Below are 26,710 nucleotides of genomic sequence, written 5' to 3'. Positions count from 1 at the left end.
TAGAAGATTACTTGCAAGCGGCTTCGTTTTTTTGCACCAGAACCGCTTGATGGCAATGGGGCGGTACCCCATCACCATCAACCTAAAAATAGCGAGTTATCCCAAAATGATAGAAATAAGATTTGTTACCATACACCTTTTAATCGAAATCAATTTTTATTAAATATGAATTTTTGTTATTATTTTATTATAGGTCAGTGTTTAGAGAACATTATTATATTAACCATTTTGCATAAATCTAAAAGGAGAAGATATGAAAAAATCAATTGAAAAATTAGTTAAATCCATAACAGAATTAACTTCTATAACAGACATATGTGATAATCAAATATGTAACACATTAAGCCCTGTAATAGATTTTGTCATCTTTCCAGAATATCTTATTTTTAATGCGACTACGTATTCCAACAAAATAGTTTCCTTATTAATTTTTTTAGCTATAATTGTTGTATTTGGACTTCTATTTGAATTCATTCTAAAGAAAGCATTTAAACAAGGTGCTCTTTTAGAATTAACGATAAAAATTTTCGGGAAAATAATGACCATTGCAATACTCTTTTATGGTATTAAAATAGTTATATATTTAATACGGTTAAAAAAATACTAAACTAATTTTTTGTTAGAAAGTCGCCCATCACCATTTAACTAAAGCGAAATTGTATCCCTAAAATGAAAAAAACGTTATCCTTTCCTATGATGCTGCAGAACAAATAGTGTATTTTTTCATTTTAGGGGGTATTTTGTTTTATTAGCTTGATAGCGATGGGGCGGTACCCCTATATAATGTTAAATTCGTCTAATCTTATAAAGGGAAGGTGTGTAGCTAATGAAAAGAAAATTTTTCATTGCATTTACAGTTATATTGTTAAGTATTTCACTCGCAGGGTGTGGCAAGGCTGATATGGAAGGTATTATTTTAGAAGTAACAGAAAATGAGATATTACTTTCAGAGAATCTTTCTCTGGACAAGTATGAAGAAATAAAAAATAAATCAATTTCAGAGATACAGGGAGAGGAAAAGGGTATTTCTTTAATTTATTTAGCATATGACAATACAGAGGAATGGTCAAAAGGTGATGAAGTAAAAGTATGGATTGATGGAGATGTACTTGTATCCTATCCTGAGCAAGCTAAGGCTAAAAGAATTCAAATGAAAAAATAAGTTCTCAACAATCGGGAGCAATTGTGAAACAAAATATAACATTTGGAAAGCTCAGGATTCAAATCTGAGCTTTTTTGTGATGGTTATCTATACTGTTAATTCATACTGGGGTAGTACCACATCGCTATCAAGCTAAGAAAATACCACTACCCCCATAACGAAAATTCTATTCATTATTGACTACTGATAATGATGCGTTATGTTAACCAATCATGTATAGAATATACATGGTTCCTTGTTCAACGGTCAGGTTGAACAAAGAACTTTAATTTAGATAATGCTTCTTATTCCTCCATAAAGAATGCTTTTCGCTCTGTAGTAATCCAATTCTCCAAATTGTCTTGGCTACGTTTAACAAGTCGATTCACTAGCACGTCATGCCATACATAATCCTCTAATAAATAAATATGAATAGGGTCATCTGTATAAAAAGCAACACTACGCTCCTCAATTGATGGTCCATAAATCATCTCTTTAGAATCTATGGACAGAATAAACCAATGTTCTGTAGATCGGGTTTCTGTATAAGGTGTTATACGATGGATTTCTAAATTTTTAATGGGATTTTCAACATGTAGCGTAATACCTTGTACCGTGACTTTATTAGCGACCTCAACCAGTTCCTCCTTCAACATCTCATACATATCATCCCACATCGATATGACAATACGCTTTTCGGCTTTTTTTAGTAATGTCTGACAATAACTAATTATCGTCTTATAGTCCTTTAAAGTAATCACTCGATTGTCTGCTTTTTCCTCGGAAGTTTCTAGATTTTTTAATGATTCACTTATTACTTCATAAGTGGATTTCCACTCTGATTGAGCCTTTTGCAAAAAGATTTCAACAGGTAAAGGTGAATATCGAGTGGTATCATTTATTTCTTCCTTCATGACAATTCCTTTTTCAACAAGATTACTTAATACATCATAAATTCGTGCTCTTGGAATACCTGAGTCCTTACTCACTTGGTAGGCTGTAACAGGACCTTGTTTAACAAGAGATACATAAGATTTAGCTTCATATTCATTAAAACCTAATTTTTTGAGCTGTTGCACTATATAGTTCAATTTTTCGTCCCCCAATTGTTCTTTTCTTATATTTCCAACGTTACAGTAATCATTTACATTTAGCAAATTATTAGTTACTATTTTAGTAGTGACTACAGAAAGGTTGATTATATATGGATTTCCAATTAGACCCATCAATATTAATTATTTTAATCGTTTTTGGTTTTTTAGCTTCATTTATTGATTCAGTAGTAGGGGGTGGTGGACTGATTGCTTTACCTGCTTTATTTTTTACAGGACTGAATCCAGCAGGGGCAGTAGCTACGAATAAATTAGCATCGACAATGGGGTGTGTAACTAGTAATATTGTGTTTTATCGTTCTGGTAATCTTGATTTGAAATCAGCGTTTAAATTATTTCCACTCACTTTCATAGGTTCCATAGTAGGTGCATGGACCGTTCATTTAATGAACCCAGAGATACTGAAGCCTTTGATGTTACTAATGCTCGGTGCTGTTGCTATTTATACGATATTCAAAAAGGATTGGGGTAGTATTTCCACTCATAAGAAATTGTCCGTTCGGCACTTCATTATTTTTATTTTTTTTGTTTTTGTTATTGGTTTTTATGATGGATTTCTAGGCCCTGGCACGGGTTCATTTTTAATGTTTTCCTTTTTATTAATTGGGTATGATTTTTTAAAGGCAGCAGGTAATGCGAAGTTTCTTAATTTGGGAAGCAATATTGGTGCATTGTTGATGTTTATGTGTTTAGGACAAGTAAACTACGCGTACGGCTTCATAATGGGAATAGCACAAATTGCTGGTGGGATCATTGGCTCCAAATTTGCTATAAAAAAAGGGAGTGGGTATGTTCGTGCCCTTTTCATTACAGTAACTTGTTTACTATTAGCAAAAAATATTTATGATTATATTCAATAATTTCTAAAATTAACTTCCTATATCGATAATTATGTGGACACTAAAGTCCTTCAATTAAATAATCTGGAGGACTTTTAATAGTCTTCTAAATACATTGAATCCCGATAATGAGACGTTATGTTAACCGATCATGTATAGGGTATACAGGTTTTTAAGGTAGGTTTTCCAATGAACAGTCACGAACTATTAATAATGAAAAGTTCACTTTAAGGAGGATTCATAAAATGAAAAATTTAATGACAAGTGATGGTACTACCTTACATATAAGCAAAAATGGACAAGGCTTACCTTGTATTTTCTTACATGGAGGTCCTGGTTATTGGAGTTACTCTTTTGAACAGACTGGTGGCCCTATTTTAGAAAGTTTTATGGAAATGCATTATCTTGATCAGCGGGGGTGTGGTCGCTCTTCACTCGCTCCAAAAGGAGATTACTCACTAAAAAGATTACTTTTAGATCTTGAGGAAATAAGGCAAGAATTAAAGATAGATAAATGGATTGTAATGGGACACTCATTTGGTGGTATTTTAGCTACTAACTACGCCAAACAACACCCTGACAGTGTCGTAAGGTTAATCTTGCTTAATTGTACACTAAACAAGCGGGAGTCAAACCTGCATCAAATGAATGTAGGAAAAAGCTGGTTAGAAGAAGATAATGTTTTGGATTCTTATGAGTCAATCGAATCTTTCTATAAAGACTTCTTTGCAATGGCTGAAAAACTACTAGAAATGGGAAAGTATTATGATTTACAGTTCATAGATAGAAAAAATCTTAAAATCTTAAAAAGCTTAGACAAAGAACTTGAACATCGCCCTGATTTTCGTAAATATATACACGCTGATCCTGAGTTTTTTCAAGATTATACTCGAATCACAACTGAAATTTCAGTACCAACTCTCGTAATTAGTGGCAAATATGATGATGCTGTTGGACCAGATCACTATAAAAAATTTAAGTTTCCTAATATGTCCGTTACTATTTTAGAAGATAAGCATCATCCTTATTTAGAAAACAAAGAGGAATTCAGGCGCGCAATTCAGGAATTTGTACTAGCTATACCTACTCTAAAAACAACTTGAATTTACTTCCAATAACGGGACTTATGTAAATGAGCTATCCAAATGGATGGCTTATTTTATTTTTTTGCTTAGCGTGGGTTTTTTCCGAAATGCTGGCGATACCCCACATCCATCAACTTAAGAATATTATAACGCTCCCAAAACAAAAAAATTGTACATTTTCATCCGGAGATGTTAATTTTCTCGTTTTGGGGGTATTTTGTTTTGTTAGCTTGATAGCGATGGGGTGGTACCCCCAGGAGGAAAAATATGTTTTTTTCAAAAAAAAGAAATATTATAATTCTAATAATTTTAGCTATTGCCGTTTTAGTCGTAGGTTATACTATATCAAGTATCCAAAATGAAAAACAAACAAAAGAAAAAGCTGCTGAAGTTGCAATACAACATATAAAGAAAGAAGAAAATGTAGATGTTATTGTAACCGAAGTCGAAATTATGCCAGCCTTGAGGGGGGGACTTATTGAAGTCACTGGCCACGTTAAAAATGATAAAGAGAGGACTTTCTTTGTTACAATAAATAACAATCGAGATTATTTAGTCATGGGTTGGAATTTAGATGATCCAAAGTAAAAAAAGAAACATTATAATTTTAATCATTTTAGTAATTATAGCTTTAACTATAGGCTGTACTTCATTAATTATTCACAATAGAAATATAACAAAAGAAAAAGCTGCTAAAGTTTCCATAGAATACATGAAAAAGAAAAAAATATAGACTTTGTAGTAACCGATGTCAAAATCGAAAGTTTAGAACGTGAAGGTGCTATTACTGTCTCAGGATATGATAAAAATAATAAACAAAAAAGATATTACGTTGTAGTAAATAAGATTCAAAATTATACAGTTGATTATTCGGGCGATGATTGGTAAAAAGAATGAAATCATTGTAATTTATAATAAAATCCTAACAACTAAATACATAAAATAACATGATTATAACAAGGGAATGTTTGTATGCTGATCTATACTGTATTCTCTTATTCTATGAGGGGAAATATGGAGAATTTAAAAAGGAAAAGAATTATATTTTTAATCATTTTAGCAATTATAATTTTAGCCATAGGATGTACTTCATTAATTATTCACTATAAAAATATAACAAAAGAAAAAGCTGCTAAAGTTTCCATAGAACATATGAAAAAGGAGAAAAATATAGACTTTGTGGTAACTGATGTTAAAATCGAACATTTAGAACGCGAAGGTTATATTACAGTTAAAGGATATGATAAAAATAATAAACCAAAAAAACATTACGTTGTAGTAAATAAAATTCAAAATTATGAAATCGCGTATTCGGGAGAAAAATAATCACTGTCAACAGAAAACTCTCACCCTCAAATACTATGTTAATATGGCACCTTTCTGGTGTCTTTTCTTTATGAAACAATCCCCACACAATGTGCAGGAATTAAACGTAAACAAGTACTTTGGGAGAACACCATCATAATAATATATATGTCACCCATGAGCAAAACAGGAAAATCATATTTTCCCTCTAGTAAAATATGAACGGTACCCCATAAAATGATGATTATGTGTAAGGAAATAATAATTTAGGTAACTTAGTATAGAATCTCTAATTTAAGGAGCTTTTTCTTTTTTTCTCAATAAACAATATGGATAAATATGGTAAAATGGAAATTGGATGGGAGTCCATATACATATTATTAAAATTAAGATGGTTCAAGTCGAAGGAAGGCACCTTAGGGTGTCTTTTCTTTTTTTTAAAAGGACCTGCTCAATCAAATCGAAACAACATAAAATAAATCTTAACCGTGAAATCACATATATATCCCTATGTTTTCCCTCTTAACTAAAAGGAGGAACTAATATGGGCTTTGGTGGAAGCTGTGGTGGCTTTGGAGGCGGATTCGCTTTACTAATTGTGCTGTTCATCCTGCTAATTATCATTGGTTGCAGCTGTTGGGGTGGCGGATTCGGCGGAGCTTGCTAAAAAACTATTAGAAAAGACACTTGTAAGAGTGTCTTTTCTTTATGGGGTACCGCCACACATCCATCAACCTAATGTTTTAGGGTATCCCCAAAACGAAATTTTTATCTCTTCATAGTTGTCCATGAAAATTCAGTTCATTTTTTTATTTTGGGGAACAATTAATTTCTTAAGTTGATGAGCATGTATAGTGACCCCCTAGTATCTAAACTAGTGGATTTCAATTCATTATTTTTTCCATTCTGTAAGCTTAACATCCCATAGCAATGCATCTGTATCAATAAATTTAATACTAAGTTCATTTGCTTTATTCAGCTCTATCTCAAAAGAACTTGTGAATGTAGATATGCTTTCTTCAGAGAATCGAATGGTTTGTACATCTTGTCCATCAATAGAAATAATTATCTTACCAGAATGTTTGCTAGCACCATCAGGGATACCGAGATATCCCGAAAGTTTTGCATACTTACCTTTTAACAAGTATTTAAATTGCTGAGAATTTGTCCCTTTACTACTATACATATTTAATTTAGGTTCAATTTTTTTATGAGCCACTTCAAAGCTAGTGGAATTGTTAACTTTCGGTACATCTCCAGTACTTTCTGTCAGTTGATTTAGCGCTATAACGGTTCCATTTTTTAGGGATTGTTGTTCCTTTTCTAATGATTTATTAATTTCACCTACAACTACAAGTACTCCTAATGTCGAGATAAATACTGTTACACCTGTAATAATAAAGTTTTTCAAAGTATTATTAGAGCGAAATCCTATTTTATATGCACAAAATCCTATTGTAGCACCCATTGCATTCACAATTACATCATCAATGTCAAAGCCACCAAGAAAAGTAACCATTTGTAGGACTTCTAGTATAAAAATAGAAATACAGAATGAAGTAATAAATCTAATAAAGCTACAACGATATAACATAGGAATTAATACCCCAAAAGGTATGAATGCTGTTAAATTTCCAAAATTAAAAAACCATAGATTAAAATCTTCCCCATCTACCATATTTGGCAAGCCCAAAGGAATACTACTCGGAATTAACTGGAATTCATATTCATGGTTAATATATTTTAATCCCAATCTATCGAAACCAAGAAACATAAAGTAGAGGATCAGAACGGAATATAGTCCTAATATTGCGAGGGTAATGTTACGATGTTTTCCTTTGATAATAAAACCTCCTATTACTAATAATTGTTCTTATTAATACTTTTTCGAATTCGTATATTTTAAATATAACAATAAAACCATGTCGATGTAAGTAGTAATAATCGGTTCTGTTGCAAAGATAAAATGAAAACCAGTAAAACGCATATAGGGGTACGGAAACGATTCAGGGTATGAGGGGCCACTCTGGGATTTAATTACAAATAGGGGTCTCGCCACATGCCTATCAAGTTAATAGAACTGAGTTTTCTTAAAATAAAAGCCACCGAATTATAGAAGTGGTTTTGAGCGTAAGGAATTTGTAAGAAAGGAGTAAGAGAAAAGAGATTTTCATTGTGTATGATCAAAATGTAGGGAAGAACGAGAGGGGGAATAGATACTATATATTTATATAAAAACAAATTCATTAACAAAACTCTATGGAAGAAAAGAAGAAATTACAGAGGTTAACATACATCTGAAAAAGAGGGATTAATCATTTATTAGGTCAGAAAGTTGTTTGTAGAAATAATTGGTGCACAGATGATTGCAAATTCAAAATTATCCTTTTGTCTTTGGCTAAGAGGTAAGCTGTATGGTTAGTATGAGACAGCAAATAACCATCTATACAATAATGTGAATAGAGGAGTAGAATACCATTATGAAAAAGCAATTTCAAATTACATTTAGAGGTTTAGTCCTTTTAATAACAGGAGGTTCCTTGTTATACACAGCACCAACCTCAATTGTAAAAGCGGAGTCCATTCAAAATGTATCTAGTTCGTTACAAACAAGCACTCAAAGAGAACGCAATTCCGTCAAAGAGGCAATGCGGGATACATTGCAACTTGGATATCCTGGGATACTTGCTAAAACTTCTCAAGGTGGAAAAACATGGAGTTATGCCGCTGGGTTAGCGGACCTGAGCACCAAGAAACCAATGAAAACAGATTTTCGCTTTCGCATTGGTAGTGTAACGAAGACGTTCATTGCAACAGTTCTACTTCAATTATCTGGAGAAAACCGTTTGAATCTAGACGACTCCATTGAAAAATGGTTGCCTGGTGTCATTCAAGGAAACGGATATGATGGTAACCAGATTACGATCCGGCAGATATTGAATCATACAAGTGGTATCGCTGACTATGTAAATTCAAAAGACTTTGATATTACGGATATAAAAAAATCGTATACGGCTGAAGAATTTGTAAAGATGGGGATTTCTCTTCCTCCAGACTTTGCTCCAGGAAAGGGTTGGTCTTATTCAAACACAGGATACGTAGTACTGGGGATCCTTATTGAAAAAGTAACTGGAAACAGCTATGCGGAAGAGGTTGAAAATCGGATTATTGAACCGCTTGATTTGTTAAATACATTCCTACCTGGCAATTCAAGCGTGATTCCAGGTACCAAGCATGCCCGTGGCTATTTCCAACTAGACGGAGCAAGTGAGCTAAAAGACGTTACTTATATTAACCCAGGTAGCTCGGATGGAGATATGATTTCTACTGCTGACGATTTAAACAATTTTTTCTCTTACTTACTCAGTGGTAAATTACTGAAGGAACAGCAACTAAAACAAATGCTTACTACAGTTCCTACAGATAGAGAAGGAACCGGATATGGTCTTGGGATCTATGAAACTAAGCTTCCAAACGGTGTCTCGATATGGGGACACCAGGGTAAAGTTCTAGGGTTTACCACTTTTGCTGGTGGCACACTTGGAGGCAAGCATACATTGGCCGTCAATTTGAACAGTCTTAAAGCTGATAGTCCTGATCCATTTAAAAATATTTTACTTGCTGAATTTAGCAAATAGGTAAAAAGGAAAACCGGATAAATTTTGTCATAGTTTTTATAGTTAAAAATATGCCTTTCTGGTTCAAAAACAACTTACTCTAAAAATTTTTTTAGAATAAAGAAAGTTCTTAAGTTGATAGGCATGTGGCGAGACCCCTCATATATTAAAATGAAAATACCCTTTCAATGTATTGTAACTCCTTTCACCAATAATGGAAGGAGTTTTTTTATATTCGCAAAGGAATTCCAACAGGTATGAAAATAATTTTAGGTTTATACCGAAAACAAAACACACCTTTAGGTACAAATTAGCTTATTCAAGTAATTAGTGGGCGATATCATAGGCTAAAGATTGTTCCAAATATTCACCTGTAAATTTCTGATAAGTTAAAAAATATAACAACAAAACGTTTAAAATATGATAAAATACAATTATATTTGAAAAAGAGTAGTGGATTCAAGTTGTTACTTACATGAACTCCAAAGAAAAAGCCAAATTCTAGATAGATTTGGCTTTTTTCTTTTTACGCATTTTTAGCTAAAATAGCATGGTCTTTAAATCCTTGTTAGGGGCAAGAATTTAAAGAAGAGTTTAGCTTAATTATGATTTTACATAAATTGCATATTTTAGTAAATTGATATTATCTATACTAAATATTGTAAATCTTTAGAAATTTAATCCTTACATTAGTTATGCACAAAGTTAGAATTAGTGAGTCTTTAAAAAAGATACAAAATGTTAAACTCATAAACCCCAGTGATATCAGTACATGTCCATGATATCACTGGGTTTTTATTTGGATATTTAACGGTGGGTTTTACTTTTTAAATATGAACTGTCCTAAAAAGTGAACACTGTTTACAAAGGTATACCTTTATAAACAAGTAAAGAACATCTATGAAACATTGAAACATCAAGTTTATAAAGGTAATTTGAATTATTTTACAAACGTTTATTTTTAATGAATACCTTTATAAACGAAAATGGTATAATTGTGATAACAAATGTAAGGAGAATCTCAAACGTGGCAAATATTTATGGATATATACGTGTAAGTACAAAAGATCAAAATGAACAACGCCAATTACATAAGATGATGGAACGTGGAGTGGAAGCTCGACGTATTTTTGTCGATAAAGCAAGTGGACGACATTTTGATCGTCCTCAGTATCAATTATTACGAAAAATATTAAGTACAGGTGATATTGTTTACATAGATGCTTTAGATCGTATGGGGCGTAACTATGATGAAGTAATTTCGGAGTGGAAATACATAACAAGAGAATTACAAGCTGATATTGTTGTTTTAGAAAACGAAACTTTGTTTGATAGTCGTAAATTTCGTGAGATGGGTGATATGGGAAGATTAATGGAAGACCAATTCTTATCTTTACTTTCCTATGTTGCAGATCAAGAGCGTAAAAAAATTCATCAGCGTCAAGCGGAAGGGATTGCTGTAGCTAAATCTCAGGGGAAACATTTAGGACGTCCTCAGGTAAACCTTTCAACCCTAAGCAAACAACAAATGCATATAATAGAAGAAACTTATTCTAAATGGAAAAGTGGAGAAATAACAGCTATCATGTTTATGCAAATGTTGGAGCTAAAGAAAAACACGTTTTATAAAATAATGAAGGAATATGAGGAAATAAAGTAGCATCTTTACTATGAGAAATCCTACTTTTTCTCTGGTTGTAAGAATCTTGAAGTCTTTGCATCAGAATAGTATTATGTATATCAAAAAAAATAAAAGAAAACTCCAATTAAGAGTTGTCTTTTTGTGTAATAAAATTCTCAAAATATGAAGATATACAAACGAATATAATACGCTATGGTTGATATTATAACAAAAATGAATAGTATTGCGAATAAAAAGAATATTACAATGAGTTTTGGGGATTTTAGTTAAAAATCTTCGAAAATAAACCTTTTATAAAGATTTATTTTAAATATGATTATTGTATTTCGAAGGGCTCCTTATAAATCTTAGCTATATATTTTACAAAATCAATGACGGGATAGTGTATGAGTGAACGATGCTGCGTAAAACGAACCCCTGCTTTTTCCATTATCGAAATGAGTTGTTCAACTTCCAACTCTTTTTGCTGTATTCTATTATAATTTTGATATACAATGTTTTTCCATTGATAGGAAGAGCCGTGAAAATAACTCTCTCCTTTTACCATGTGACTAAATATAATTTCTATTTTTTCTCTACGTTGTTTTTCCTTCATATGCGCTTCCGTTGACTGCATGTTTATCGCCTCTTCCCTTTGTGTTGTATACCGTTTCACAAAAATTGGTCTAACTCATCCATAGCCAATGTACATTGATCTTGTTGGGGTTTGTCGTTTAAGGCTATCTAATCAACTATATTTGTTTTTCAAGCGTTTAATCTTTATATCTGAATAAACTGATAGTGTGTAAAAAACACTATCAAACTTTATTATAAAACGATTCTTTATAGGCATGCACCTTTTTACACTCACCAAGATTTACAACATGACGAGAATCTTCATCCATGAATGTTATTCTGTATTTACTGAGGTTAGTTTTTTTATTTAGGCTAACTAGCATATTGTATGCCTCAGTATCTATTTTATAAAAAAGAAAATAGATGTAACGGTCCCCCTTTTGATATAAAAAAATCTATAAAAATATAGCGCTCTTAAAGAGTTTTGTTACAAATTCGTTATGTTTGACTTAAAAAAAGGAAAGTAATATTTATTTGTAGAAAATTTTTAAGGATAAAAATAGGATGAATATCCATGGTAAGAAAAGGGGGCACTTATATGCTAACAAATGATTTAGATTTCCGATTAGAACCACGTTTAAAAGAACTGTATGAACAACATAAAATAAGAGCTCAGAAGATAGACTGGGGTTATCATGAGTTTTTACCATGGGATAAGGGAATGGACTTTAAAAGAGTTCCTTGGGATGAAAGTCAAGTTACTCTTCCTTCTGGTGTAATTACGGCCATTGAAACAGCTTTATTAACAGAAGTGAATTTACCATGGTTTACAACGTATTTATCTGCGACTTTTAAAGGTTCCCTTTGTGTTATTACAGACTTTATTCATACTTGGACCTCAGAAGAGGATCAACATTCGAATTTATTGGAGACATATTTACTACTCACTCGAAGTGTGAACCCAAAACGGATACATGAATTAAGAAAATCAGTCGTTGAGGGTGGATTTGAGCCTGATTTTCATACACCAATCGAAGCCATGACGTATACGACGCTACAAGAACTTGCAACGATGGTGTTTTACAATAATGTTGCTAAGGTTGCAAGTAAGCATGATCCAGATCTTGCTACATTATTACGCCGTCTTGCAAAAGATGAAACTCTTCATTATGCGTTTTATCGAGACGTGATTCGAACACATTTAGAATTGGAACCTAATTATTGCTATCATATTGCCAATGTGATTAAGAATTTTAAAATGCCAGGTGCCATCATGCCTGATTTTGAAAATAGAATGGCTGTAATTGCAAAAGAAGCTAACTATGGGCCACTACAATATTTTGATCAAGTACTTGATGTAGTGGTTGATTATTGGGGGTTACAAGACTTACGACCAATTGCACCTCTAGCCGAAAAAGCAAGAATTGAGATTTTGGAGTACCACACAAGATTGAAAAAAATACGGGATCGATTTGGTCGTTTTCAAGGGAAAACTGATCTACGTTAATGAGTAGAGGTTTCAGAATATACGCGAGGAAATTCCCCTTCCCTTCAAGGGAAAACTGGGACGCTCCCTATTATTTTTTAGCTGTTTTACTTAATTTGATTTTTAGAGGAAAAGTTATTGACACTAAAAATACTTTTGTGATATTATAAAATTTTGATAAAAAAACACATATATGTTATGATTAAGAAGGTTACCATATATGGAGGTGGATTATATGTTTCAAATTGGCGATAACATTGTTTATCCAATGCACGGAGCAGGTATAATTGAAGCCATAGAAGAAAAAGAATTCTTAGGGAAAAAACAACAGTATTATGTTATAAAAATGTCAATCAGTAATATGCAAGTCCTGATTCCTATGGGCAAAATACTAAGTTCGAGTATACGCCCAGTTACTGATATACTTGCATTAAAACACATTATACACATTTTTCAGCATGGAGAATCAGATAAATCATTGCCGTGGAAACAAAGGTATAAAGTGAATACTGACAAAATAAAAACGGGTGAAATACAAGAAGGTGCTGAAGTTGTACGTGATTTAATGCGTATGGAGAAAGAAAAAGCACTGAATACAAGCGAAAAAAAATTGTTGGATGATGCATATAAATTTTTGGTTAGTGAACTAGAATTAATTAAAGGAATCACTGAAAATCAAATAAAAAGTTTCTGTTAAGGTTCATTATAGATAATGTATAATATCCCCCGAAAATATCCTGAATTTTTCGGGAATATGATGAGTATTCAAAGCAAATCATTTCAAAGACATTCAATTTCTTCAACTCACTTTTAGAGTAGGAACCTCTTTTATTATTACTTCAACCTTATCCATTTTTATTTTTAAATTTCTTTTACGAACGTTCAAAGTTTCATCAAATAACTCGATTAAATAGTCACTTGATTTTTGCAATCCTGATTCACACTGGCACGGACAAGGATCCGTAAGGATGAAAGAGAGGTAGGGCTTTCATTGTTTTAGGTAATATATTATCTAAGTCATTATTTCTAGAAGAAAAAACAATCAATCTCACCGCTATCTCTTTAAGAGTTCCTTACATCTACTGAGACAGTGAATAGTAATTGTTTATCTTCTTTACGTAAAATTGATAAACGAACTGGTAACACCATATGGTCAACTACAAAAAATGGTTTCCAGACCAGGAAACCATTTTTAATCTTATTTACATAACAATAGTAAATGAAGCAGTAAGAAGGAGTGCACACATGAAAAAAATGTTAACAAAAGAATTAAGTAATGAATTAAAGAAGCGAGAAGGGATTATTTCTATTACAGTTGAGCCTTATGAAAAAATCGAAGTTGGTGGAATTCGTGTAGATGGACCAGCTGTGATTCTAATTAATCAAGAATAGCTAAAAATAGTTGAATGAACGAAGAAAAGGATCAGCCTTTAAAAGAAGGGAGGATCCTTTTTGTTTGCTGCAGCTAATATAGAATATACATAACTTTCATCTGATGTGTTGGGGGGTAAAAGGAAGGAGAGAGTCGGGATTATCATAATGGAAAGCTTAATATTGGTAGGGTTTCTTTTTACGTTATATAAATTAGTTAATAAAAAAACAAACTAATTATTTAAAGCGATATATTGTTTCCTTTTTAAGAGCAAGATTTATTTGAGAGTGAAATGGATAATGTAAAGGAGGAATTTAGATGGATGCAAGGAAAGAACGCATAAAATACGAGAAGATCTCAAAGAATTATAATCGTATTTATTTCGTTTATCCTATTAATTGTACTTGTTTGTAGTAGTGTGATTATCATAGGAGCTACAGGGAGGAAATATGGACTGTTTTTATTGTTAGCAATTTTACTTAACGCACGTATTACGAAAAAATCTCAAAAAAAGTATGAGCACTATTTTAATAAAGGGCGTATTTAAAATGATACATATCCTAAAAGGAACAACTTAGATGTACATTCAAAATATCCATCTATCATCACCTATTACCTCGTAAAAGTAACTTTCTATAAATCATTTTTTAGCAATTTAGAAATAGAAACCATACCTTATTAAAATGTTATTTCCGTTCCTATAATGAATTATCCTTCTAGCATATTTATAAGATTTATATCATATATTAGGAGAAAGAATGCAAGTTAGAAAGGAGTCTTATAGAATGAGTTATTCGGAAGGAAATGACTTGAGTGAACAACATATGGTAAGTGCACCCAATCCCTACGTATTTCAGACATTACAATCAGTAATTGGTAAACATGTGGTTATTGAAACTGTAAGAGGTAATGTAAGAGGAAAGTTAAAAGATGTGAAACCAGATCATTTGCTTATTGAAGATACGGTGCCATATATTGTACGCATTCAACAAATTGTATGGATTATGCCAAAATAATAATCAGACTCATAAAAAATTAATGTCATCGACGACCAAATAAAACACAGGGTTTTAACTCTGTGTTTCTTCAAATTTCCGTTTTTGAATATATGCTTGAGCATGAATAAGTTCTTCCTGAAGCTCTTTTAATTCTTTTGTAGATTCTGATTCAATAGTCATGTAAGTAGCAACTAAACTGATCATCATATCCATCTTCTCTACTATATTTTGAATGACTTGTTCAGATTGCTCTTTTTTAGGGTGTTGTATTGCTATTAATACATCTTCCATATAATTGTTCTTTCTTTGCTGGATATCATAAATAAACTGTTTTGTGTTTGAGTTCATTTGTTGTTCCTCCATTTTGGGTATATTTCCATTCTATCATACTTGAATAGAAAATATTGGATCCCTCCTAAATTCACACCTGTCTCGCACATCTCCTCAAATATACAAACTTATACACATGTTTTAATTCAAATGTTTCTCCAGGCTGTAGTTGTTTCAAAATCTGTTTCACATCGATTTGTATGTATTCCGATTGTTTCTTTATTGCACCGTTTTTAAAGTATTCGGGGTTTGGATTTTTCACATATACATTCGTATTTAGTTTTAAACGAGAAATATAGTATGTACCTCGTTGATCCATTTGATCTAAGTCCTCCAATGAAAAATAACCCAAATCAAGAATACATAAATCTCCTAGTCGTAAGGTATCTAAACACTCCGTACCAAATTTTTTATCATTATTTTTTCCGGGTCCCACTTGGAAATTAAGAAATTGCCCACTATGTAAATCATATTCTAATTGAATTTTGATTCCAGCTTTTTGGGCGCAGCCTCCAGAGCCTGGATATACATTCTCTAAAACATTTGATACTTGAAATACAGTGGCATCTAGAATACGAATTCGCTCAAAATACGAGAAAAGTTGGTTAGAGATTTGTGTTTGTTCACATATTTTTTGTTGTAACAGTAAAGAGAAAATATGCTGTAAAAACAAAACTGCTTTTCGATTTAGCCGTTTGTTTAAGCCCTCAGGGCTGAGTAAAGTGCCTGCGGTTGCATGAAGTCTACTGCATAATCGGACTAAAGGATCGCTTGCCACTCTTTGACTGATCCAAATACAAATGGTAGCTAAGTCTGAACCAGAAAACTTGCGTTTTCGCTTTATAAAGCCAATTTCTCTTGCCAGTTCTTCTAAAAATACAGGTGTAACATATCGCTGTAATTCTTCCACAAATGATTGTAGTTCATCTTTAATCGAAAGATTCATAAAAAAACGTCATCCTTTCTAATCTAGCTTGTTTAGAAAGAATAACGTTTTTTTGTAATTAGGGGTATTTGTATTTCTTAGCTTGATAGCGATGGAGCGGTACCCCTATATGTTAAGAGAGCAGACACTACTAGATAGCGGCCTAGGTCTTTTAACAAGTTCTCCTTGACAATTAGGACAAACATAATTCATTAATTTTGTACAATCCTCACAAAATGTACATTCATGTGTACAAATAAACGCCAAAGAGTGCCCTTCAATCTTATTACTACATTTCTCACAACACTTTCTCATCTCAAGTCCCATTTTTATTCCTCCAATAACATTTTTTTAATCATATACACAAAATTATAAATATAATATAATTTTGTTTAAATACAAATTATTAGCTATTTCATCTAAAAGACTTAAAAAATTTATTCATTATAAATGTTTTGCTTTAAATAAAAAGGGAGTGTTTAGAATGGACCATATTGATCGAAAAATTTTACATATTCTTCAAGGAAATGGACGTATATCTATGACTGAACTAGGGAAAATGGTAAACCTATCAACACCTGCTGTAAAAGAAAGAGTAAAAAAATTAGAGGATAAAAATATTATTACAGCCTATAGGGCAGTTATAGACCTAGAGAAATTAAATAAGAATGTAACGGCCTTTGTTTTGTTTGAATCAAAAAAATGTCAACAATTCAGAAATTTTTGCAAAGAAAATCCCATGGTCTTTGAGTGCCACAGATTAGCCGGACAATATAGTTATTTGGTGAAAATAGTCACTGAATCGGTGCAACATTTAGAAGAATTTATAGATGCTTCAATGGAGTTTGGCTATCCATCAACTTTAATTAACTTATCATCACCAGTAAAATATAGATGTATTTTTTAGGTTAGTTATCCCGCCACATTGATAACAAGCTAAAATTTTATAGTACCCTCAAAATGAAATTTTGTGCTAACTTTTAACAAAAAAGCTCATTTTTTCGTTTGGGGTAATTCTGAATTCTTAAATTGATGGATGTATGGTGCTACTCCTTATAAAGGTAAATACGCAATGGCAACTGCTATCTTAGCTTGGTTAAGAATAAAATCTTGCCGTTAATAAGAACATGGAGTAGGGCATTTAGAATCAATGCTCTACTTCTGTTATCTTTTAACAGCCCTTTTTCTAATTACTTGGAGCAGCATTATTGAATAATTTAAATACTAAAATTAAAAATAGATTTGCTAATGCTATACCGCATAAAAAGAGAGCGGACATGAACTCACCTATTCCATTATTATATAAAAACAAGGAATAGAAGAAAACCGCTAATATTACTGAAACAGCAGCTGGAATGAATTTGAAGATTGATTTTAGATGTGACTTTTTAGAAAGAAAAACAGTAGCTAACAATGTTACCGGGAAGAAAAAATACAATATTATCTGCATTATCATCATATTCACCTCCTTTCTAACAGCGAATATCACAATATAAATTTACCATATTTATACATAATTTAATTGGATAAAATACCCTATTTATTAATTAATCTATAGGGGGTCCTGCCCCATCTCTATCAACCTAACAAAACAAAATTCTCCCTAAAATGAAAATATACGCTATTCTTTCTGTAGAATTTTAAAATACTCCAAAACGAAAAAATAAGCCGTTTTCTGTCAAAAATACACGGAATTTTCATCCTGGGGGTGTTATAAAATTCTTAAGTTGATGGGCATGGGGTAGCACCACATCGCTATCAAGCTAAGAAATACAAATACCCCCAAAACGAGAAAATTGACATCTCCAGATGAAAATGTACAAACTTTTTATTTTTGGGACACTTCAAGCTACACCAAAAACAAATTATTAAAACTGTAACAAGGTTTCTAGCCAAAATAATCTTTAGTACAAAGAATTCATGGTTTTTATCCCAAATAAATGTAATAACGTATAATTTTCACGTTTTTTCAGTTAAACATATAATGTGTTATTCGGTTTACAGTAATATATTCTTTACTTTTTGTAAAAAATATATTACTATCAAGTTGAGATAACTGTGTAATAGAAGAGAGGAATAACATGCTCGAAAATAATATAACGGTAGGAAGAGCTGAAAAAAGATGGACGCAACAACAATTAGCAGATGCAGTTGGTGTCAGTCGACAAACTATAGTAGCTTTAGAAAAAAATAAATATAACCCTTCTTTGATTTTAGCTTTCAAAATTGCTAATTCGCTTGAGAAAGAGATAACTGATGTATTTAAATATGAGGAGGATGAATAATGGTTAATATTGCTACGATTGTTATTTGTGTGTTGGTAGTATTAGTGTTCATTGCAGAAATTTACAAAATTACTTTTGAACGTCGGATGGAGTCACAAGATGAGAGAGGACAAATGTTCATCTTTAAAATTAAGTCACTATCTTATACTGTTCTAACGGTTGGTATATTAATTGGAGTAGCATTAGTAGCAATATTTAAGTTAATAGATAAGGAATATTTTATTTATTATGTAATGCTTGTGTTTTTTATTCAAAGTATAGCATCATCCATTTATTTGGCTATTGTTCGGAAAGTATAAAAACGGTTCACTAGATATAGGAATTACGCCCCATCGCTATCAAGCACACAAACCAAAATTTCCCTAAAATAAAAAATACGCTATTCTTTCTGTAGAATCATAGTGGTCTGACCCCATTTGGTGAGACAAAGAAAAAACACCTAGACAACATGTTTCCTATAAGCTATAGGTGACATATTATCTAATTTTCTCTGAATCCGTTCATTATTATAGTAGTGGATATATTCATCCACAGTTTGTATTATACTAGCATTATTCGATTGTTTTATATTTTGCGCATAGAATCCTTCGGATTTCAAATGAGAATGAAAGGATTCTATGAGGGCATTATCATGGCAGTTTCCTGTACGAGACATGCTTGTGATAATGCCTTTTTCTTTGGCATATGTTTGAAATTGTTTTGATGTATACACTTTTCCTTGATCCGAATGCAAAATCGTATCAATCACATTTCGCTTTCTTAAAGCCTCTTTTAGAGTATCTAATACAAGAGAAACATCCTGTGTCTCACCTATTTTATAACTTACAATTTCATTGTTAAACCCATCTATAATAGATGAAAAATAAAGAGTCTTATTGCCGAACATCAAATACGTGATATCAGTGAACCATTTTTCATTAGGCTTGGTAGCTTTAAATCTCCGTTGTATTCTATTTTTAGCTACCACTGGTTCATGACCGAGCACAAATATCTTTTTCTTTTTTCTAACTCGAGATAATACGTTGTATTTTCTCATGATACGTAATACTCTTTTATGATTCATTACGATGTTAAATTGATCACGTAGACAAGCTGTAACCCGACGATATCCATACCGATATTTATGATGTTGACATATTTCTATTACGGTTTTTTCTTCATGATTAGTTACTGTTTTCTCGTGCTTTTTCCAACGATAATAAGTAGCACGTGAAATATTAAATATGGAACACAGTTCTGCAATTGTGAAAGTTGATTGCCATTCCTTTATCATTTTCATTATTTCTTCTTTTCCTCCCACCTCCTTAAAATTTCTTGGCACTTTTCCAGCAATATAATCTTTGCCTTTAAATAACGTATTTCTAATTCTTTTTGTTCAAGTTCTGTTAACTTTTTTAAACCTTTTCCATGTGCAGATTGTCTTCCAATAGATTGTTCAAACCGATAGGTTTCGCCTTCACGATACCATTTCATCCAAGTTTTAATTTGAGCCACATGTTTAATTCCTAAGGCATCCATAATTTCTTTATTTTTGAATCCTTGGTGTTTCATTTCAACTACTTTCCACTTTATTTCGGCGGGATAATGATTCTTTTTCCCCATGCGAAAAACACCTCCATTAAAATCATAACTGATACTTACGATTTAGAGAGGTGTTTTTTATCGTCTCATTCTCAGGGTTCACTCCAAATGGGAAAGGATAGCGTTTTTAATATGAATCTATCGATTTTTGATGAACTAGAATTATTTTCTAAAGAGTTGCAACGATATATGTCACCTGATGCTTTAGAGCAATTAGCTAAAAATATAGGATTTATGAAACGAAAAGTAATTACTGCGCACAAGATTTAGTGGCTCTATGAATTTGGTTAAGTCAAAACATAGCTCATATTTCATTGACACAATTATGTAGTCGATTAGAAGCTAACAAAATAAACCAATTTTTTTATGTGTTATATAACTAAAAAACAGTACTAAAGGTACGATGGAGTAAATAGAAATGAGCAAGTAAGTAATTAATCAATAATAAATTTGAAGGGGTTGACATATAATAAACTTGAGAAGGGAAAATCGAAAGAAATCCTTGAAACGTTGAATCTTAAATAGGAATAAGTTATTATGGAAGTAAGTGATTCATCAATAACAAATTTGAAGGAGTTGACATATAATGAATCAGAGAAAGGAAAATCGAAAGGAAGAAATCCTTGAAGCTGGATTAGAGGTTTTTGCAGAAAAAGGTTATTATACTACTACTACAGCATTAATTGCAGAAAAAGTTGGGATTTCTCAACCTTATATATTTAGATTTTTCAGAACAAAAGAAGAGTTATTTGTCGCAGCTTTGGAAAGAGCATTCGAAAGAATACTTCAAACATTTAAAAATGTGGAATCAAGTCCTGAGCAAATTGTAACAAAAATGGTTGAGGCATATGAAGAGTTGTCTGTATCATACCCTAATGAAATTGCTTTGCAGGTGATAGGACTTTCAGTTACAGAAGATGCAATAAGAAACTGTACAAAAATTGGTTTGTCTCGTATTAGAAGCTACATTTTGGAGAGGTTCCAATTAGCGAATGTTCCAAATGCAGAGAGGGAAGTAACAACTTTCTTAGCTAGAGGAATACTTTGTAACATTTCCTACTACTTAGATTTACCCGAACTCATTCATAATTAAAGAAAATAAGATAACCGATTCTTTTCGGTTTTTTATTTCAACATTAGTTATTGATTGATAAATAACTAACTAATTAATTAATTTAAAGGGGGATTTATTATATGAAAAAAGCGGTTGTTTTAGGGGCAACAGGTGGATCGGGGCAAGCGATTGTATCAGAACTATTATTTAGGGGGATAGAAGTTATTGCATTCGGACGTTCAGAAAATAAATTGAAAGAATTAATGAAAGAGCATGGTTTTACATCACTGTTAACTTATAGGTTAGGTGATATCTTCGATTATAGGACTATCGTAGAAGCAGCAAAAGATGTAGATGTTATATTTCAATGTGCGAATGTTCAATATCATGAAATGGCAGATAAGCTTCTTTTACTTGGAGAAAACGTAATGAAGGCAGCAGATATTTTAGGTAAGAAAATAGTTATTGTAGATGGAATTTATGTTTATGGTCATCAAGTAGCTAAGGGAGATGAAGATCATCCAAAACAACCTCATACAAAAAAAGGGAAGATTAGGGTAGAATTTGAAAATTTAATATTTGATAGGAAATGGCAAAGTGCAAAAGCATTAATTGTTAGGTTACCGGACTATTATGGTATAACTTCACAGAATTCATATTTACAACCAACATTGAATGGATTTGCAGAAAATAAAATTTCTGTTTTTATTGGTAATTTAAAAACACCAAGAGAATATGTGTATTTACCAGATGCTGCAAAGATGATCGTGGAGATAGCAAACAAAGATGACTCTTATGGGGAAAATTGGAATATACCTGGTGCTGGATTGATTTCAGGGAAAGAAATAATAAAACTTGCACGTGAAATTACTGGGAATAAAAAATTAGTTATTCCATTAAATAAAAATGTAATTCGTATAAGTGGATTGTTTAATCCATTTATGAAGGAAGTAGTAGAAATAATGTATCTTACAGAAGAAGGATTTACTCTAAGCGGAGAAAAATATGAAAATAGAATAGGTGAAATTATAGCTACACCGTATAAGGATGGGTTAAAAGAAACGTTAACCTCCTTAATGGGCAAAATAAAAAAGTAGAGGATGAAAATCTAGACTAAAACTATGAGTAGAGAATTATAATTTTTTTAAAATTGATTATCAGTTATTGATTAATCACTAACTTTTATACTATCAAATGTAAACCTTTAAATATTAGTTATTTTGAGAAGGCAGTGTATTTTGTCGTTTTGGGGGTGTCTACTTTTCTTAAGTTGATGGATGTGTGGCGATACCCCAACAAGAGCCTCATCACTAACTGAACTACTCATAGTTTCCCTCTCCCTAAAAAAGATTTATAGTATAAATTATAAAACAATTTCAGGAGGAAAAATATGGGTAAATTAAGAAGGGGAAATATTATAATTTTAATCATTTTAGCAATTATAATTTTAGCCATAGGCTGTACGTCATTAATTATTCACAATAGAAACATAACAAAAGAAAAAGCTGCTAAAGTTTCCATAGAACACATGAAAAAGAAAAAAAATATAGACTTTGTGGTAACCGATGTCAAAATCGAACATTTAGAACGTGAAGGACGTAACCAGTGAGTAGGTGGGGGCTGAATTGGTTTCGGACAAGGGATGGCATTAAGCCATCTCGATTGTCCGACATATGTAAAATGTTGTTGGATAAGTTGTCAGCCAACAAATCGTCTATAGAATAAAACACATCATATCTAATTAAGGTAGTTATATGATTATTTTATGTTGGTTCTTATTTTTCACGTAAACCAATACTTACATGAAACATGAGAATGAAAGCTTAGCATTGCTTTACAAAAAAGATTGATAAAATTATATAAGTAATATGTCTCCGCTATTTAGAGTTCGACCGAAAAAAGCGACTTGGAAAAATTCCAAATCGCTTTTTTTATATTATTGCTTTTTAGGTTTCTTATCTAAAATAAGGCGTAGTTCGTTAATATCATCATCAGATAGGGTATCTTCCTGAATGAATTGGGCAAGCATGGATTTTAAAGTACCTCCATAGATACGCTTGATAAATGATTCGGCTTCGGCACGCTGGCACTCTTCCTGTATATAAAGCGGGTAAAAGGTGTAAACTCTTAGATCTTTATTAACACCTACTACATCTTTTTGAACCAACCGATCGAGAAGAGTACGTATAGTTGTCGGCTTCCAATCAGTACGCTCCTGTAAGGAGCGTATGATGTCATTTGCTGTTTGAGGAGCTTCATCCCAAAGCACGTTCATGATTTCCCACTCTGATTCTGATATACTAGGAATATTTTTCTCCATATTTATCTCCTCCATTTTCTTTAATAGATTCCTAAATCTTTTAAAATTGATAAAGTAATTTCTACAGCCTTGCTTCCAGATGCATCATCTTCATTTTGTATATTGGTAGCGAAGAAATAAGTATTGTTCTTCGTCTCAACATATCCGATAAACCAACCATTGATGTTTTTTCCATTCACTGTTCCTGTACCTGTTTTTCCTGATAGGCGAGCTTCTTCATTCTTTTCTAAGAGCAGTGCTTCCTTTAAAGCTTGGATATGAGTTTCCTTATATCCTAATTGATTGTTATAAAAAGCCTGCAACAGTTGCACTTGCTCAACTGGAGAAATTTTTAATGAGGATTCGTGCCAAAATTCACCTAATCCCCCGGATACATTTGAGTTTCCATAGTGTATATCTTGTAGATTGGCTTGGATTGTTTCAAACCCTGTTCTACGATCTAGTTCTTGGAAATACCAGTTTACAGATTTTTTTAAAGCAGATGAGACATCTTGATCCATATTCCAAGCGTCATAGGATTGCACTATCCCATTCCATGGAATAGTGGATTCTTCTGATGATATCACATTTGATTCTAGTGCAAATAAGGCACTATAGATTTTGTATGTGGAATCAGGTGATACCCGCAACGTACTTTTCTCTTCATTATAAATGCGATATTGTTTTGCACTCTGATCATATAAAACAAAACTTCCTTCATACCCTTTAAAGAATTGATGTAAATCCTCATAAACTGTTCCGTCATTATTAAAATAGTATCGGTCGTTCTCCGTCGCAAATACGGAAATGACAGGTAATTGGACTGTCAAAATGATACTAGCCAATACATAAATAAAGACGCTTTTTCTTATTGATTTCTTTGCGCCAGGCTTATAGGTAGCGATTTGTTCAATTCGTTTTTTGATTTGACTCTTCGAACCGTTTATTTGTGTTACTAATGGTAGCTTACTTGATCGTTTTGAAAGATCCACAAAATTAATGATTGTATGTCCATACTCACTAAATGAATTATCATCTAGCAAATGTAAAACAGATGTATCACATACGATTTCCCGATCTAATCTCATTTCTCTAAAAGCAAGCCAGACAAGGGGATTAAACCAATAAATGATTTGATAGAACAATATCACGTAATTTGTCAGCAAATCCTTGTTTTTATAGTGATTCAGTTCATGAAGAAAGATGTACTCGTAATGTTTTAAGCTGAGCCAGTTTTCATGCTGAGAAGGTAAGACGATATATGTTTGAAAAAGTCCGAATATCATTGGAGATTGGACTCTTTTGGAAATAACAATTTTTATTGATTTTTTAATCTGTAGTCTTTTCTTGCATTCTTCGAAAAGCACGAGAACTTCTTGATTAGAAAACGTAGAAGAATAATTCTTTATCCTTCTAAGTTTTATCCATCCACGAACCGTGGTAAAAGTAAATAATAGCACCCCTGACATCCATACTCCCATTACTCCCACATTAAGTAAGGATAGATCTGGCCGATTGACAGATACAGAAAAGTCTTGTATTAGGTTTAATCCCTGTATCATATTAGTTCCATTTATCCCCATATCAGTACTGAGCACATTAGTCTGATATGTATCCCCATCGCTAAAGAGAAAACTAAAATTATATAAATGAGTAGGTATGAATGGAAGTGCTAAAGCGATAAAAAGAAACATCCATAAATGATAATGCCATTTTTCTGTCAGTTGTCTGCCAAACCATTTTCTTATAAGTAGAATAACAGTAATGGAAAATGAAGACACCAATAAACCAATTATAAAATGCGTTAAAAACATGTCCTTCAACACCAACTCTCTTGGATTTTAAAATTTTTTAAAACAGGTATATAGCATATTTATAGTAGCTTGATGGGGAAAAATAAAAAGTTGACTCAATCCAATTACATATGTAATACTATACTACAGATGTGGCATTACTACAAATGTAGTAAAGAACTACATCTGTAGTATTGATACATCTGTAATCTTTTGAAACGCCTTAAATACGGTTGTTTTTTCAATTCGTACATAAGAGTCTAATCAAGTAATGGGGGGATATGTAATGGTGAAAACTGTTATTTAAATTGTGTACATTGTATCTAATTTAACATTTGTTTTAAGTATTAAAAGTCTGAAAGGAATGATCATTTTGAAAAGTACAAGGATGCTAAAAATAGGGATGTGTGTTGGTATACTAAGTTTAAGTCTTGTAAGTGTAAAACTCTTTACAGGTGAACCATTGCAAGTGGAAGCAAAAGAAAAAACAAAGCATACAAATCATGCGACTCATCAAAAGTACGCTCAACTTGAGAAAAAGTTCGATGCTCGACTAGGTATCTATGCAATTGATACTGGTACAAATCGAACAGTTTCTTATAAACAAAATGAACGGTTTGCTTTCGCATCAACATATAAGGCATTAGCTGCAGGAGCATTGCTAATGCAAAATCCAATTGACAAATTAAACGAAGTTATCACTTATACAAAAGATGATTTAGTTGAATATTCACCCATTACAGAGAAATATGTAGATACTGGTATGACACTTGGAGAGATTGCAGAAGCTGCCGTTCGTTACAGTGATAATACCGCAGGGAACCTTTTATTTAAGGAACTAGGCGGGCCTGAAGGATTTGAAACAGCGCTCAAACAGATTGGTGATAGAGTTACCCAGGCAGATCGCTTTGAGACAGATTTAAATGAAGCTATTCCTGGTGACATCCGTGATACAAGTACAGCTAAAGCACTTGCTACCGATCTTAAGGCTTTCACAGTTGGAAATGTACTCCCAGCTGACAAACGTAAAATTCTTACGGATTGGATGCACGGAAACGCTACAGGAGACAAACTCATCCGCGCTGGCGTACCAAAAGACTGGGAAGTCGCTGATAAATCAGGAGCCGGAAGCTACGGAACACGAAATGATATTGCAATCGTTTGGCCACCGAATAGAGAACCCATTATCATTGCAATTCTGTCCAGTCGTGATACAAAGGATGCTACCTATGATAATGAACTGATCGCGCAGGCTGCCACGATTACAATTAATGCTCTCAAGTAATAATAT

At 32.4% G+C, this 26,710-nt stretch carries 29 protein-coding genes and 3 pseudogenes; 22 read left to right on the top strand and 10 right to left on the bottom strand.

Annotation, left to right across the window (positions count from 1 at the left end; genetic code table 11):
- Positions 1 to 253: 253 nt before the first annotated feature.
- Both QRY57_RS16700 and QRY57_RS16695 read left to right on the top strand, forming a co-directional pair.
- Positions 254 to 607 (top strand): hypothetical protein, encoded by a 354-nt coding sequence (locus tag QRY57_RS16700; RefSeq protein WP_286015627.1) that lies wholly within the window; start codon positions 254 to 256, stop codon positions 605 to 607.
- 219 nt (positions 608 to 826) lie between these two features.
- Complete coding sequence (locus QRY57_RS16695; protein WP_286015626.1) at positions 827 to 1,162, top strand: DUF3221 domain-containing protein; 336 nt, start codon at positions 827 to 829, stop codon at positions 1,160 to 1,162.
- A gap of 284 nt (positions 1,163 to 1,446) precedes the next feature.
- Here the strand turns inward: QRY57_RS16695 and QRY57_RS16690 are convergent, their stop codons facing one another.
- Complete coding sequence (locus tag QRY57_RS16690; protein ID WP_286015625.1) at positions 1,447 to 2,232, bottom strand: TrmB family transcriptional regulator; 786 nt, start codon at positions 2,230 to 2,232, stop codon at positions 1,447 to 1,449.
- 113 nt (positions 2,233 to 2,345) lie between these two features.
- Here QRY57_RS16690 and QRY57_RS16685 point away from each other — a divergent pair, with 113 nt between their 5' ends.
- The 5 genes from QRY57_RS16685 (at position 2,346) to QRY57_RS16665 (ending at position 6,149) form a co-directional block, all read left to right on the top strand.
- The gene (locus tag QRY57_RS16685; protein WP_286015624.1) at positions 2,346 to 3,113 is read left to right on the top strand and encodes a TSUP family transporter; all 768 of its coding nucleotides are present in this window, start codon (positions 2,346 to 2,348) and stop codon (positions 3,111 to 3,113) included.
- Positions 3,114 to 3,337: 224 nt separating this feature from the next.
- Entirely contained in the window at positions 3,338 to 4,195 is an 858-nt protein-coding gene (locus QRY57_RS16680; RefSeq protein ID WP_286015623.1) for an alpha/beta fold hydrolase, read from the top strand.
- A gap of 249 nt (positions 4,196 to 4,444) precedes the next feature.
- Positions 4,445 to 4,765, top strand: coding sequence for a hypothetical protein (locus QRY57_RS16675; RefSeq protein ID WP_286015622.1), 321 nt, complete (start codon positions 4,445 to 4,447; stop codon positions 4,763 to 4,765).
- A gap of 426 nt (positions 4,766 to 5,191) precedes the next feature.
- A complete protein-coding gene (locus tag QRY57_RS16670; protein WP_286015621.1) occupies positions 5,192 to 5,503 on the top strand; it encodes a hypothetical protein in 312 nt (103 codons plus the stop codon).
- A gap of 523 nt (positions 5,504 to 6,026) precedes the next feature.
- Positions 6,027 to 6,149, top strand: coding sequence for a YjcZ family sporulation protein (locus tag QRY57_RS16665; RefSeq protein WP_081811100.1), 123 nt, complete (start codon positions 6,027 to 6,029; stop codon positions 6,147 to 6,149).
- A 225-nt stretch (positions 6,150 to 6,374) separates the two neighbouring features.
- Here the strand turns inward: QRY57_RS16665 and QRY57_RS16660 are convergent, their stop codons facing one another.
- Positions 6,375 to 7,271: a VanZ family protein gene (locus QRY57_RS16660; protein ID WP_286017888.1), complete on the bottom strand. Its 897-nt coding sequence runs from the start codon at positions 7,269 to 7,271 to the stop codon at positions 6,375 to 6,377.
- A gap of 691 nt (positions 7,272 to 7,962) precedes the next feature.
- On the opposite strand from QRY57_RS16660, the gene QRY57_RS16655 reads away from it, so the two are divergent.
- Positions 7,963 to 9,120, top strand: a complete 1,158-nt coding sequence (locus QRY57_RS16655; protein ID WP_286015620.1) for a serine hydrolase domain-containing protein — start codon at positions 7,963 to 7,965, stop codon at positions 9,118 to 9,120.
- A gap of 976 nt (positions 9,121 to 10,096) precedes the next feature.
- A complete protein-coding gene (locus QRY57_RS16650; RefSeq protein WP_286015619.1) occupies positions 10,097 to 10,759 on the top strand; it encodes a recombinase family protein in 663 nt (220 codons plus the stop codon).
- 298 nt (positions 10,760 to 11,057) lie between these two features.
- On the opposite strand, the gene QRY57_RS16645 is transcribed toward QRY57_RS16650, so the two are convergent.
- Positions 11,058 to 11,357 carry a hypothetical protein gene (locus QRY57_RS16645; protein ID WP_286015618.1) on the bottom strand — a complete coding sequence of 100 codons (300 nt, stop codon included), beginning with the start codon at positions 11,355 to 11,357 and terminating at the stop codon, positions 11,058 to 11,060.
- Positions 11,358 to 11,894: 537 nt separating this feature from the next.
- Between QRY57_RS16645 and QRY57_RS16640 the strand changes: the two genes are divergently transcribed.
- The 5 genes and pseudogenes from QRY57_RS16640 to QRY57_RS16620 all read left to right on the top strand — a co-directional run bounded on the left by QRY57_RS16640 (position 11,895) and on the right by QRY57_RS16620 (position 15,170).
- Positions 11,895 to 12,803: an acyl-ACP desaturase gene (locus QRY57_RS16640; protein WP_286015617.1), complete on the top strand. Its 909-nt coding sequence runs from the start codon at positions 11,895 to 11,897 to the stop codon at positions 12,801 to 12,803.
- A 214-nt stretch (positions 12,804 to 13,017) separates the two neighbouring features.
- Positions 13,018 to 13,479, top strand: coding sequence for a CarD family transcriptional regulator (locus tag QRY57_RS16635; protein ID WP_170833718.1), 462 nt, complete (start codon positions 13,018 to 13,020; stop codon positions 13,477 to 13,479).
- Between the two features lie 548 nt (positions 13,480 to 14,027).
- Positions 14,028 to 14,174, top strand: coding sequence for a BC1881 family protein (locus QRY57_RS16630; RefSeq protein WP_000738547.1), 147 nt, complete (start codon positions 14,028 to 14,030; stop codon positions 14,172 to 14,174).
- A gap of 298 nt (positions 14,175 to 14,472) precedes the next feature.
- Positions 14,473 to 14,701 (top strand): annotated as a pseudogene (locus QRY57_RS16625) (hypothetical protein).
- Positions 14,702 to 14,939: 238 nt separating this feature from the next.
- On the top strand, positions 14,940 to 15,170 hold the full coding sequence (locus QRY57_RS16620) for a YuzF family protein (protein WP_286015616.1): 231 nt from the start codon (positions 14,940 to 14,942) through the stop codon (positions 15,168 to 15,170).
- Between the two features lie 54 nt (positions 15,171 to 15,224).
- Here the strand turns inward: QRY57_RS16620 and QRY57_RS16615 are convergent, their stop codons facing one another.
- The 3 genes and pseudogenes from QRY57_RS16615 to QRY57_RS16605 all read right to left on the bottom strand — a co-directional run bounded on the left by QRY57_RS16615 (position 15,225) and on the right by QRY57_RS16605 (position 16,734).
- Entirely contained in the window at positions 15,225 to 15,500 is a 276-nt protein-coding gene (locus QRY57_RS16615; protein ID WP_090695566.1) for a hypothetical protein, read from the bottom strand.
- A 112-nt stretch (positions 15,501 to 15,612) separates the two neighbouring features.
- Positions 15,613 to 16,428, bottom strand: a pseudogene (locus QRY57_RS16610) (IS4 family transposase); the annotation flags it as partial.
- 105 nt (positions 16,429 to 16,533) lie between these two features.
- Positions 16,534 to 16,734, bottom strand: a complete 201-nt coding sequence (locus QRY57_RS16605) for a DUF1272 domain-containing protein (protein ID WP_286015615.1) — start codon at positions 16,732 to 16,734, stop codon at positions 16,534 to 16,536.
- A gap of 157 nt (positions 16,735 to 16,891) precedes the next feature.
- On the opposite strand from QRY57_RS16605, the gene QRY57_RS16600 reads away from it, so the two are divergent.
- Positions 16,892 to 17,314, top strand: coding sequence for an Lrp/AsnC family transcriptional regulator (locus QRY57_RS16600; protein WP_090695563.1), 423 nt, complete (start codon positions 16,892 to 16,894; stop codon positions 17,312 to 17,314).
- Positions 17,315 to 17,593: 279 nt separating this feature from the next.
- On the opposite strand, the gene QRY57_RS16595 is transcribed toward QRY57_RS16600, so the two are convergent.
- Positions 17,594 to 17,866: a hypothetical protein gene (locus QRY57_RS16595; RefSeq protein ID WP_286015614.1), complete on the bottom strand. Its 273-nt coding sequence runs from the start codon at positions 17,864 to 17,866 to the stop codon at positions 17,594 to 17,596.
- A gap of 622 nt (positions 17,867 to 18,488) precedes the next feature.
- Here QRY57_RS16595 and QRY57_RS16590 point away from each other — a divergent pair.
- Together QRY57_RS16590 and QRY57_RS16585 are read left to right on the top strand one after the other, a co-directional pair.
- A complete protein-coding gene (locus tag QRY57_RS16590; RefSeq protein ID WP_199647711.1) occupies positions 18,489 to 18,692 on the top strand; it encodes a helix-turn-helix transcriptional regulator in 204 nt (67 codons plus the stop codon).
- A complete protein-coding gene (locus QRY57_RS16585; protein ID WP_199647712.1) occupies positions 18,692 to 18,991 on the top strand; it encodes a hypothetical protein in 300 nt (99 codons plus the stop codon). The genes QRY57_RS16590 and QRY57_RS16585 overlap by 1 nt, the downstream gene beginning before the upstream one ends.
- 140 nt (positions 18,992 to 19,131) lie before the next feature.
- Here QRY57_RS16585 and QRY57_RS16580 read toward each other — a convergent pair.
- Positions 19,132 to 20,294, bottom strand: a protein-coding gene (locus QRY57_RS16580) for an IS3 family transposase (RefSeq protein ID WP_286015498.1) whose coding sequence is annotated in 2 segments (ribosomal slippage) — positions 19,132 to 20,027 and positions 20,027 to 20,294 — 1,164 coding nt in all. Because the reading frame shifts where the segments join, the coding sequence is not laid out codon by codon here.
- Positions 20,295 to 20,405: 111 nt separating this feature from the next.
- Between QRY57_RS16580 and QRY57_RS16575 the strand changes: the two are divergent.
- From QRY57_RS16575 to QRY57_RS16560, 4 genes and pseudogenes are all read left to right on the top strand, one after another.
- Positions 20,406 to 20,620, top strand: a pseudogene (locus QRY57_RS16575) (IS4 family transposase); the annotation flags it as partial.
- Positions 20,621 to 20,859: 239 nt separating this feature from the next.
- Complete coding sequence (locus QRY57_RS16570; RefSeq protein WP_286015613.1) at positions 20,860 to 21,366, top strand: TetR/AcrR family transcriptional regulator; 507 nt, start codon at positions 20,860 to 20,862, stop codon at positions 21,364 to 21,366.
- Positions 21,367 to 21,467: 101 nt separating this feature from the next.
- Positions 21,468 to 22,424, top strand: a complete 957-nt coding sequence (locus QRY57_RS16565) for an SDR family oxidoreductase (protein ID WP_286015612.1) — start codon at positions 21,468 to 21,470, stop codon at positions 22,422 to 22,424.
- 293 nt (positions 22,425 to 22,717) lie between these two features.
- Complete coding sequence (locus QRY57_RS16560; protein WP_349775663.1) at positions 22,718 to 22,936, top strand: hypothetical protein; 219 nt, start codon at positions 22,718 to 22,720, stop codon at positions 22,934 to 22,936.
- A 327-nt stretch (positions 22,937 to 23,263) separates the two neighbouring features.
- Here QRY57_RS16560 and blaI read toward each other — a convergent pair whose 3' ends face one another.
- Together blaI and QRY57_RS16550 are read right to left on the bottom strand one after the other, a co-directional pair.
- The gene (gene blaI, locus QRY57_RS16555) at positions 23,264 to 23,647 is read right to left on the bottom strand and encodes a penicillinase repressor BlaI (RefSeq protein WP_286015611.1); all 384 of its coding nucleotides are present in this window, start codon (positions 23,645 to 23,647) and stop codon (positions 23,264 to 23,266) included.
- Positions 23,648 to 23,667: 20 nt separating this feature from the next.
- Positions 23,668 to 25,440: a BlaR1 family beta-lactam sensor/signal transducer gene (locus tag QRY57_RS16550; RefSeq protein ID WP_090692120.1), complete on the bottom strand. Its 1,773-nt coding sequence runs from the start codon at positions 25,438 to 25,440 to the stop codon at positions 23,668 to 23,670.
- Between the two features lie 343 nt (positions 25,441 to 25,783).
- Between QRY57_RS16550 and bla the strand changes: the two genes are divergently transcribed.
- Entirely contained in the window at positions 25,784 to 26,704 is a 921-nt protein-coding gene (gene bla, locus QRY57_RS16545; RefSeq protein ID WP_432804050.1) for a class A beta-lactamase, read from the top strand.
- Positions 26,705 to 26,710 lie beyond the last annotated feature (6 nt).

It is taken from the genome of Bacillus arachidis (genome assembly GCF_030285945.1).
Lineage (GTDB): Bacteria > Bacillota > Bacilli > Bacillales > Bacillaceae_G > Bacillus_A > Bacillus_A arachidis.
This window is presented reverse-complemented; position numbering and strand designations above follow the sequence as displayed.

Excerpts from the sequence above, each read along its gene's own strand:
- QRY57_RS16700 (WP_286015627.1), top strand. The coding sequence starts at position 254 with ATGAAAAAATCAATTGAAAAATTAGTTAAATCCATAACAGAATTAACT.
- QRY57_RS16615 (WP_090695566.1), bottom strand. The coding sequence starts at position 15,500 with ATGAACTCAAACACAAAACAGTTTATTTATGATATCCAGCAAAGAAAG.
- QRY57_RS16600 (WP_090695563.1), top strand. The coding sequence starts at position 16,892 with ATGGACCATATTGATCGAAAAATTTTACATATTCTTCAAGGAAATGGA.
- QRY57_RS16560 (WP_349775663.1), top strand. The coding sequence starts at position 22,718 with ATGGGTAAATTAAGAAGGGGAAATATTATAATTTTAATCATTTTAGCA.
- QRY57_RS16645 (WP_286015618.1), bottom strand. The coding sequence starts at position 11,357 with ATGCAGTCAACGGAAGCGCATATGAAGGAAAAACAACGTAGAGAAAAA.
- QRY57_RS16640 (WP_286015617.1), top strand. The coding sequence starts at position 11,895 with ATGCTAACAAATGATTTAGATTTCCGATTAGAACCACGTTTAAAAGAA.
- QRY57_RS16655 (WP_286015620.1), top strand. The coding sequence starts at position 7,963 with ATGAAAAAGCAATTTCAAATTACATTTAGAGGTTTAGTCCTTTTAATA.
- QRY57_RS16680 (WP_286015623.1), top strand. The coding sequence starts at position 3,338 with ATGAAAAATTTAATGACAAGTGATGGTACTACCTTACATATAAGCAAA.
- QRY57_RS16605 (WP_286015615.1), bottom strand. The coding sequence starts at position 16,734 with ATGGGACTTGAGATGAGAAAGTGTTGTGAGAAATGTAGTAATAAGATT.
- QRY57_RS16635 (WP_170833718.1), top strand. The coding sequence starts at position 13,018 with ATGTTTCAAATTGGCGATAACATTGTTTATCCAATGCACGGAGCAGGT.
- QRY57_RS16595 (WP_286015614.1), bottom strand. The coding sequence starts at position 17,866 with ATGATGATAATGCAGATAATATTGTATTTTTTCTTCCCGGTAACATTG.
- QRY57_RS16550 (WP_090692120.1), bottom strand. The coding sequence starts at position 25,440 with ATGTTTTTAACGCATTTTATAATTGGTTTATTGGTGTCTTCATTTTCC.
- QRY57_RS16620 (WP_286015616.1), top strand. The coding sequence starts at position 14,940 with ATGAGTTATTCGGAAGGAAATGACTTGAGTGAACAACATATGGTAAGT.
- blaI (WP_286015611.1), bottom strand. The coding sequence starts at position 23,647 with ATGGAGAAAAATATTCCTAGTATATCAGAATCAGAGTGGGAAATCATG.
- QRY57_RS16675 (WP_286015622.1), top strand. The coding sequence starts at position 4,445 with ATGTTTTTTTCAAAAAAAAGAAATATTATAATTCTAATAATTTTAGCT.
- QRY57_RS16695 (WP_286015626.1), top strand. The coding sequence starts at position 827 with ATGAAAAGAAAATTTTTCATTGCATTTACAGTTATATTGTTAAGTATT.
- QRY57_RS16670 (WP_286015621.1), top strand. The coding sequence starts at position 5,192 with ATGGAGAATTTAAAAAGGAAAAGAATTATATTTTTAATCATTTTAGCA.
- QRY57_RS16665 (WP_081811100.1), top strand. The coding sequence starts at position 6,027 with ATGGGCTTTGGTGGAAGCTGTGGTGGCTTTGGAGGCGGATTCGCTTTA.
- QRY57_RS16565 (WP_286015612.1), top strand. The coding sequence starts at position 21,468 with ATGAAAAAAGCGGTTGTTTTAGGGGCAACAGGTGGATCGGGGCAAGCG.
- bla (WP_432804050.1), top strand. The coding sequence starts at position 25,784 with ATGATCATTTTGAAAAGTACAAGGATGCTAAAAATAGGGATGTGTGTT.
- QRY57_RS16585 (WP_199647712.1), top strand. The coding sequence starts at position 18,692 with ATGGTTAATATTGCTACGATTGTTATTTGTGTGTTGGTAGTATTAGTG.
- QRY57_RS16685 (WP_286015624.1), top strand. The coding sequence starts at position 2,346 with ATGGATTTCCAATTAGACCCATCAATATTAATTATTTTAATCGTTTTT.
- QRY57_RS16630 (WP_000738547.1), top strand. The coding sequence starts at position 14,028 with ATGAAAAAAATGTTAACAAAAGAATTAAGTAATGAATTAAAGAAGCGA.
- QRY57_RS16570 (WP_286015613.1), top strand. The coding sequence starts at position 20,860 with ATGAATCAGAGAAAGGAAAATCGAAAGGAAGAAATCCTTGAAGCTGGA.
- QRY57_RS16590 (WP_199647711.1), top strand. The coding sequence starts at position 18,489 with ATGCTCGAAAATAATATAACGGTAGGAAGAGCTGAAAAAAGATGGACG.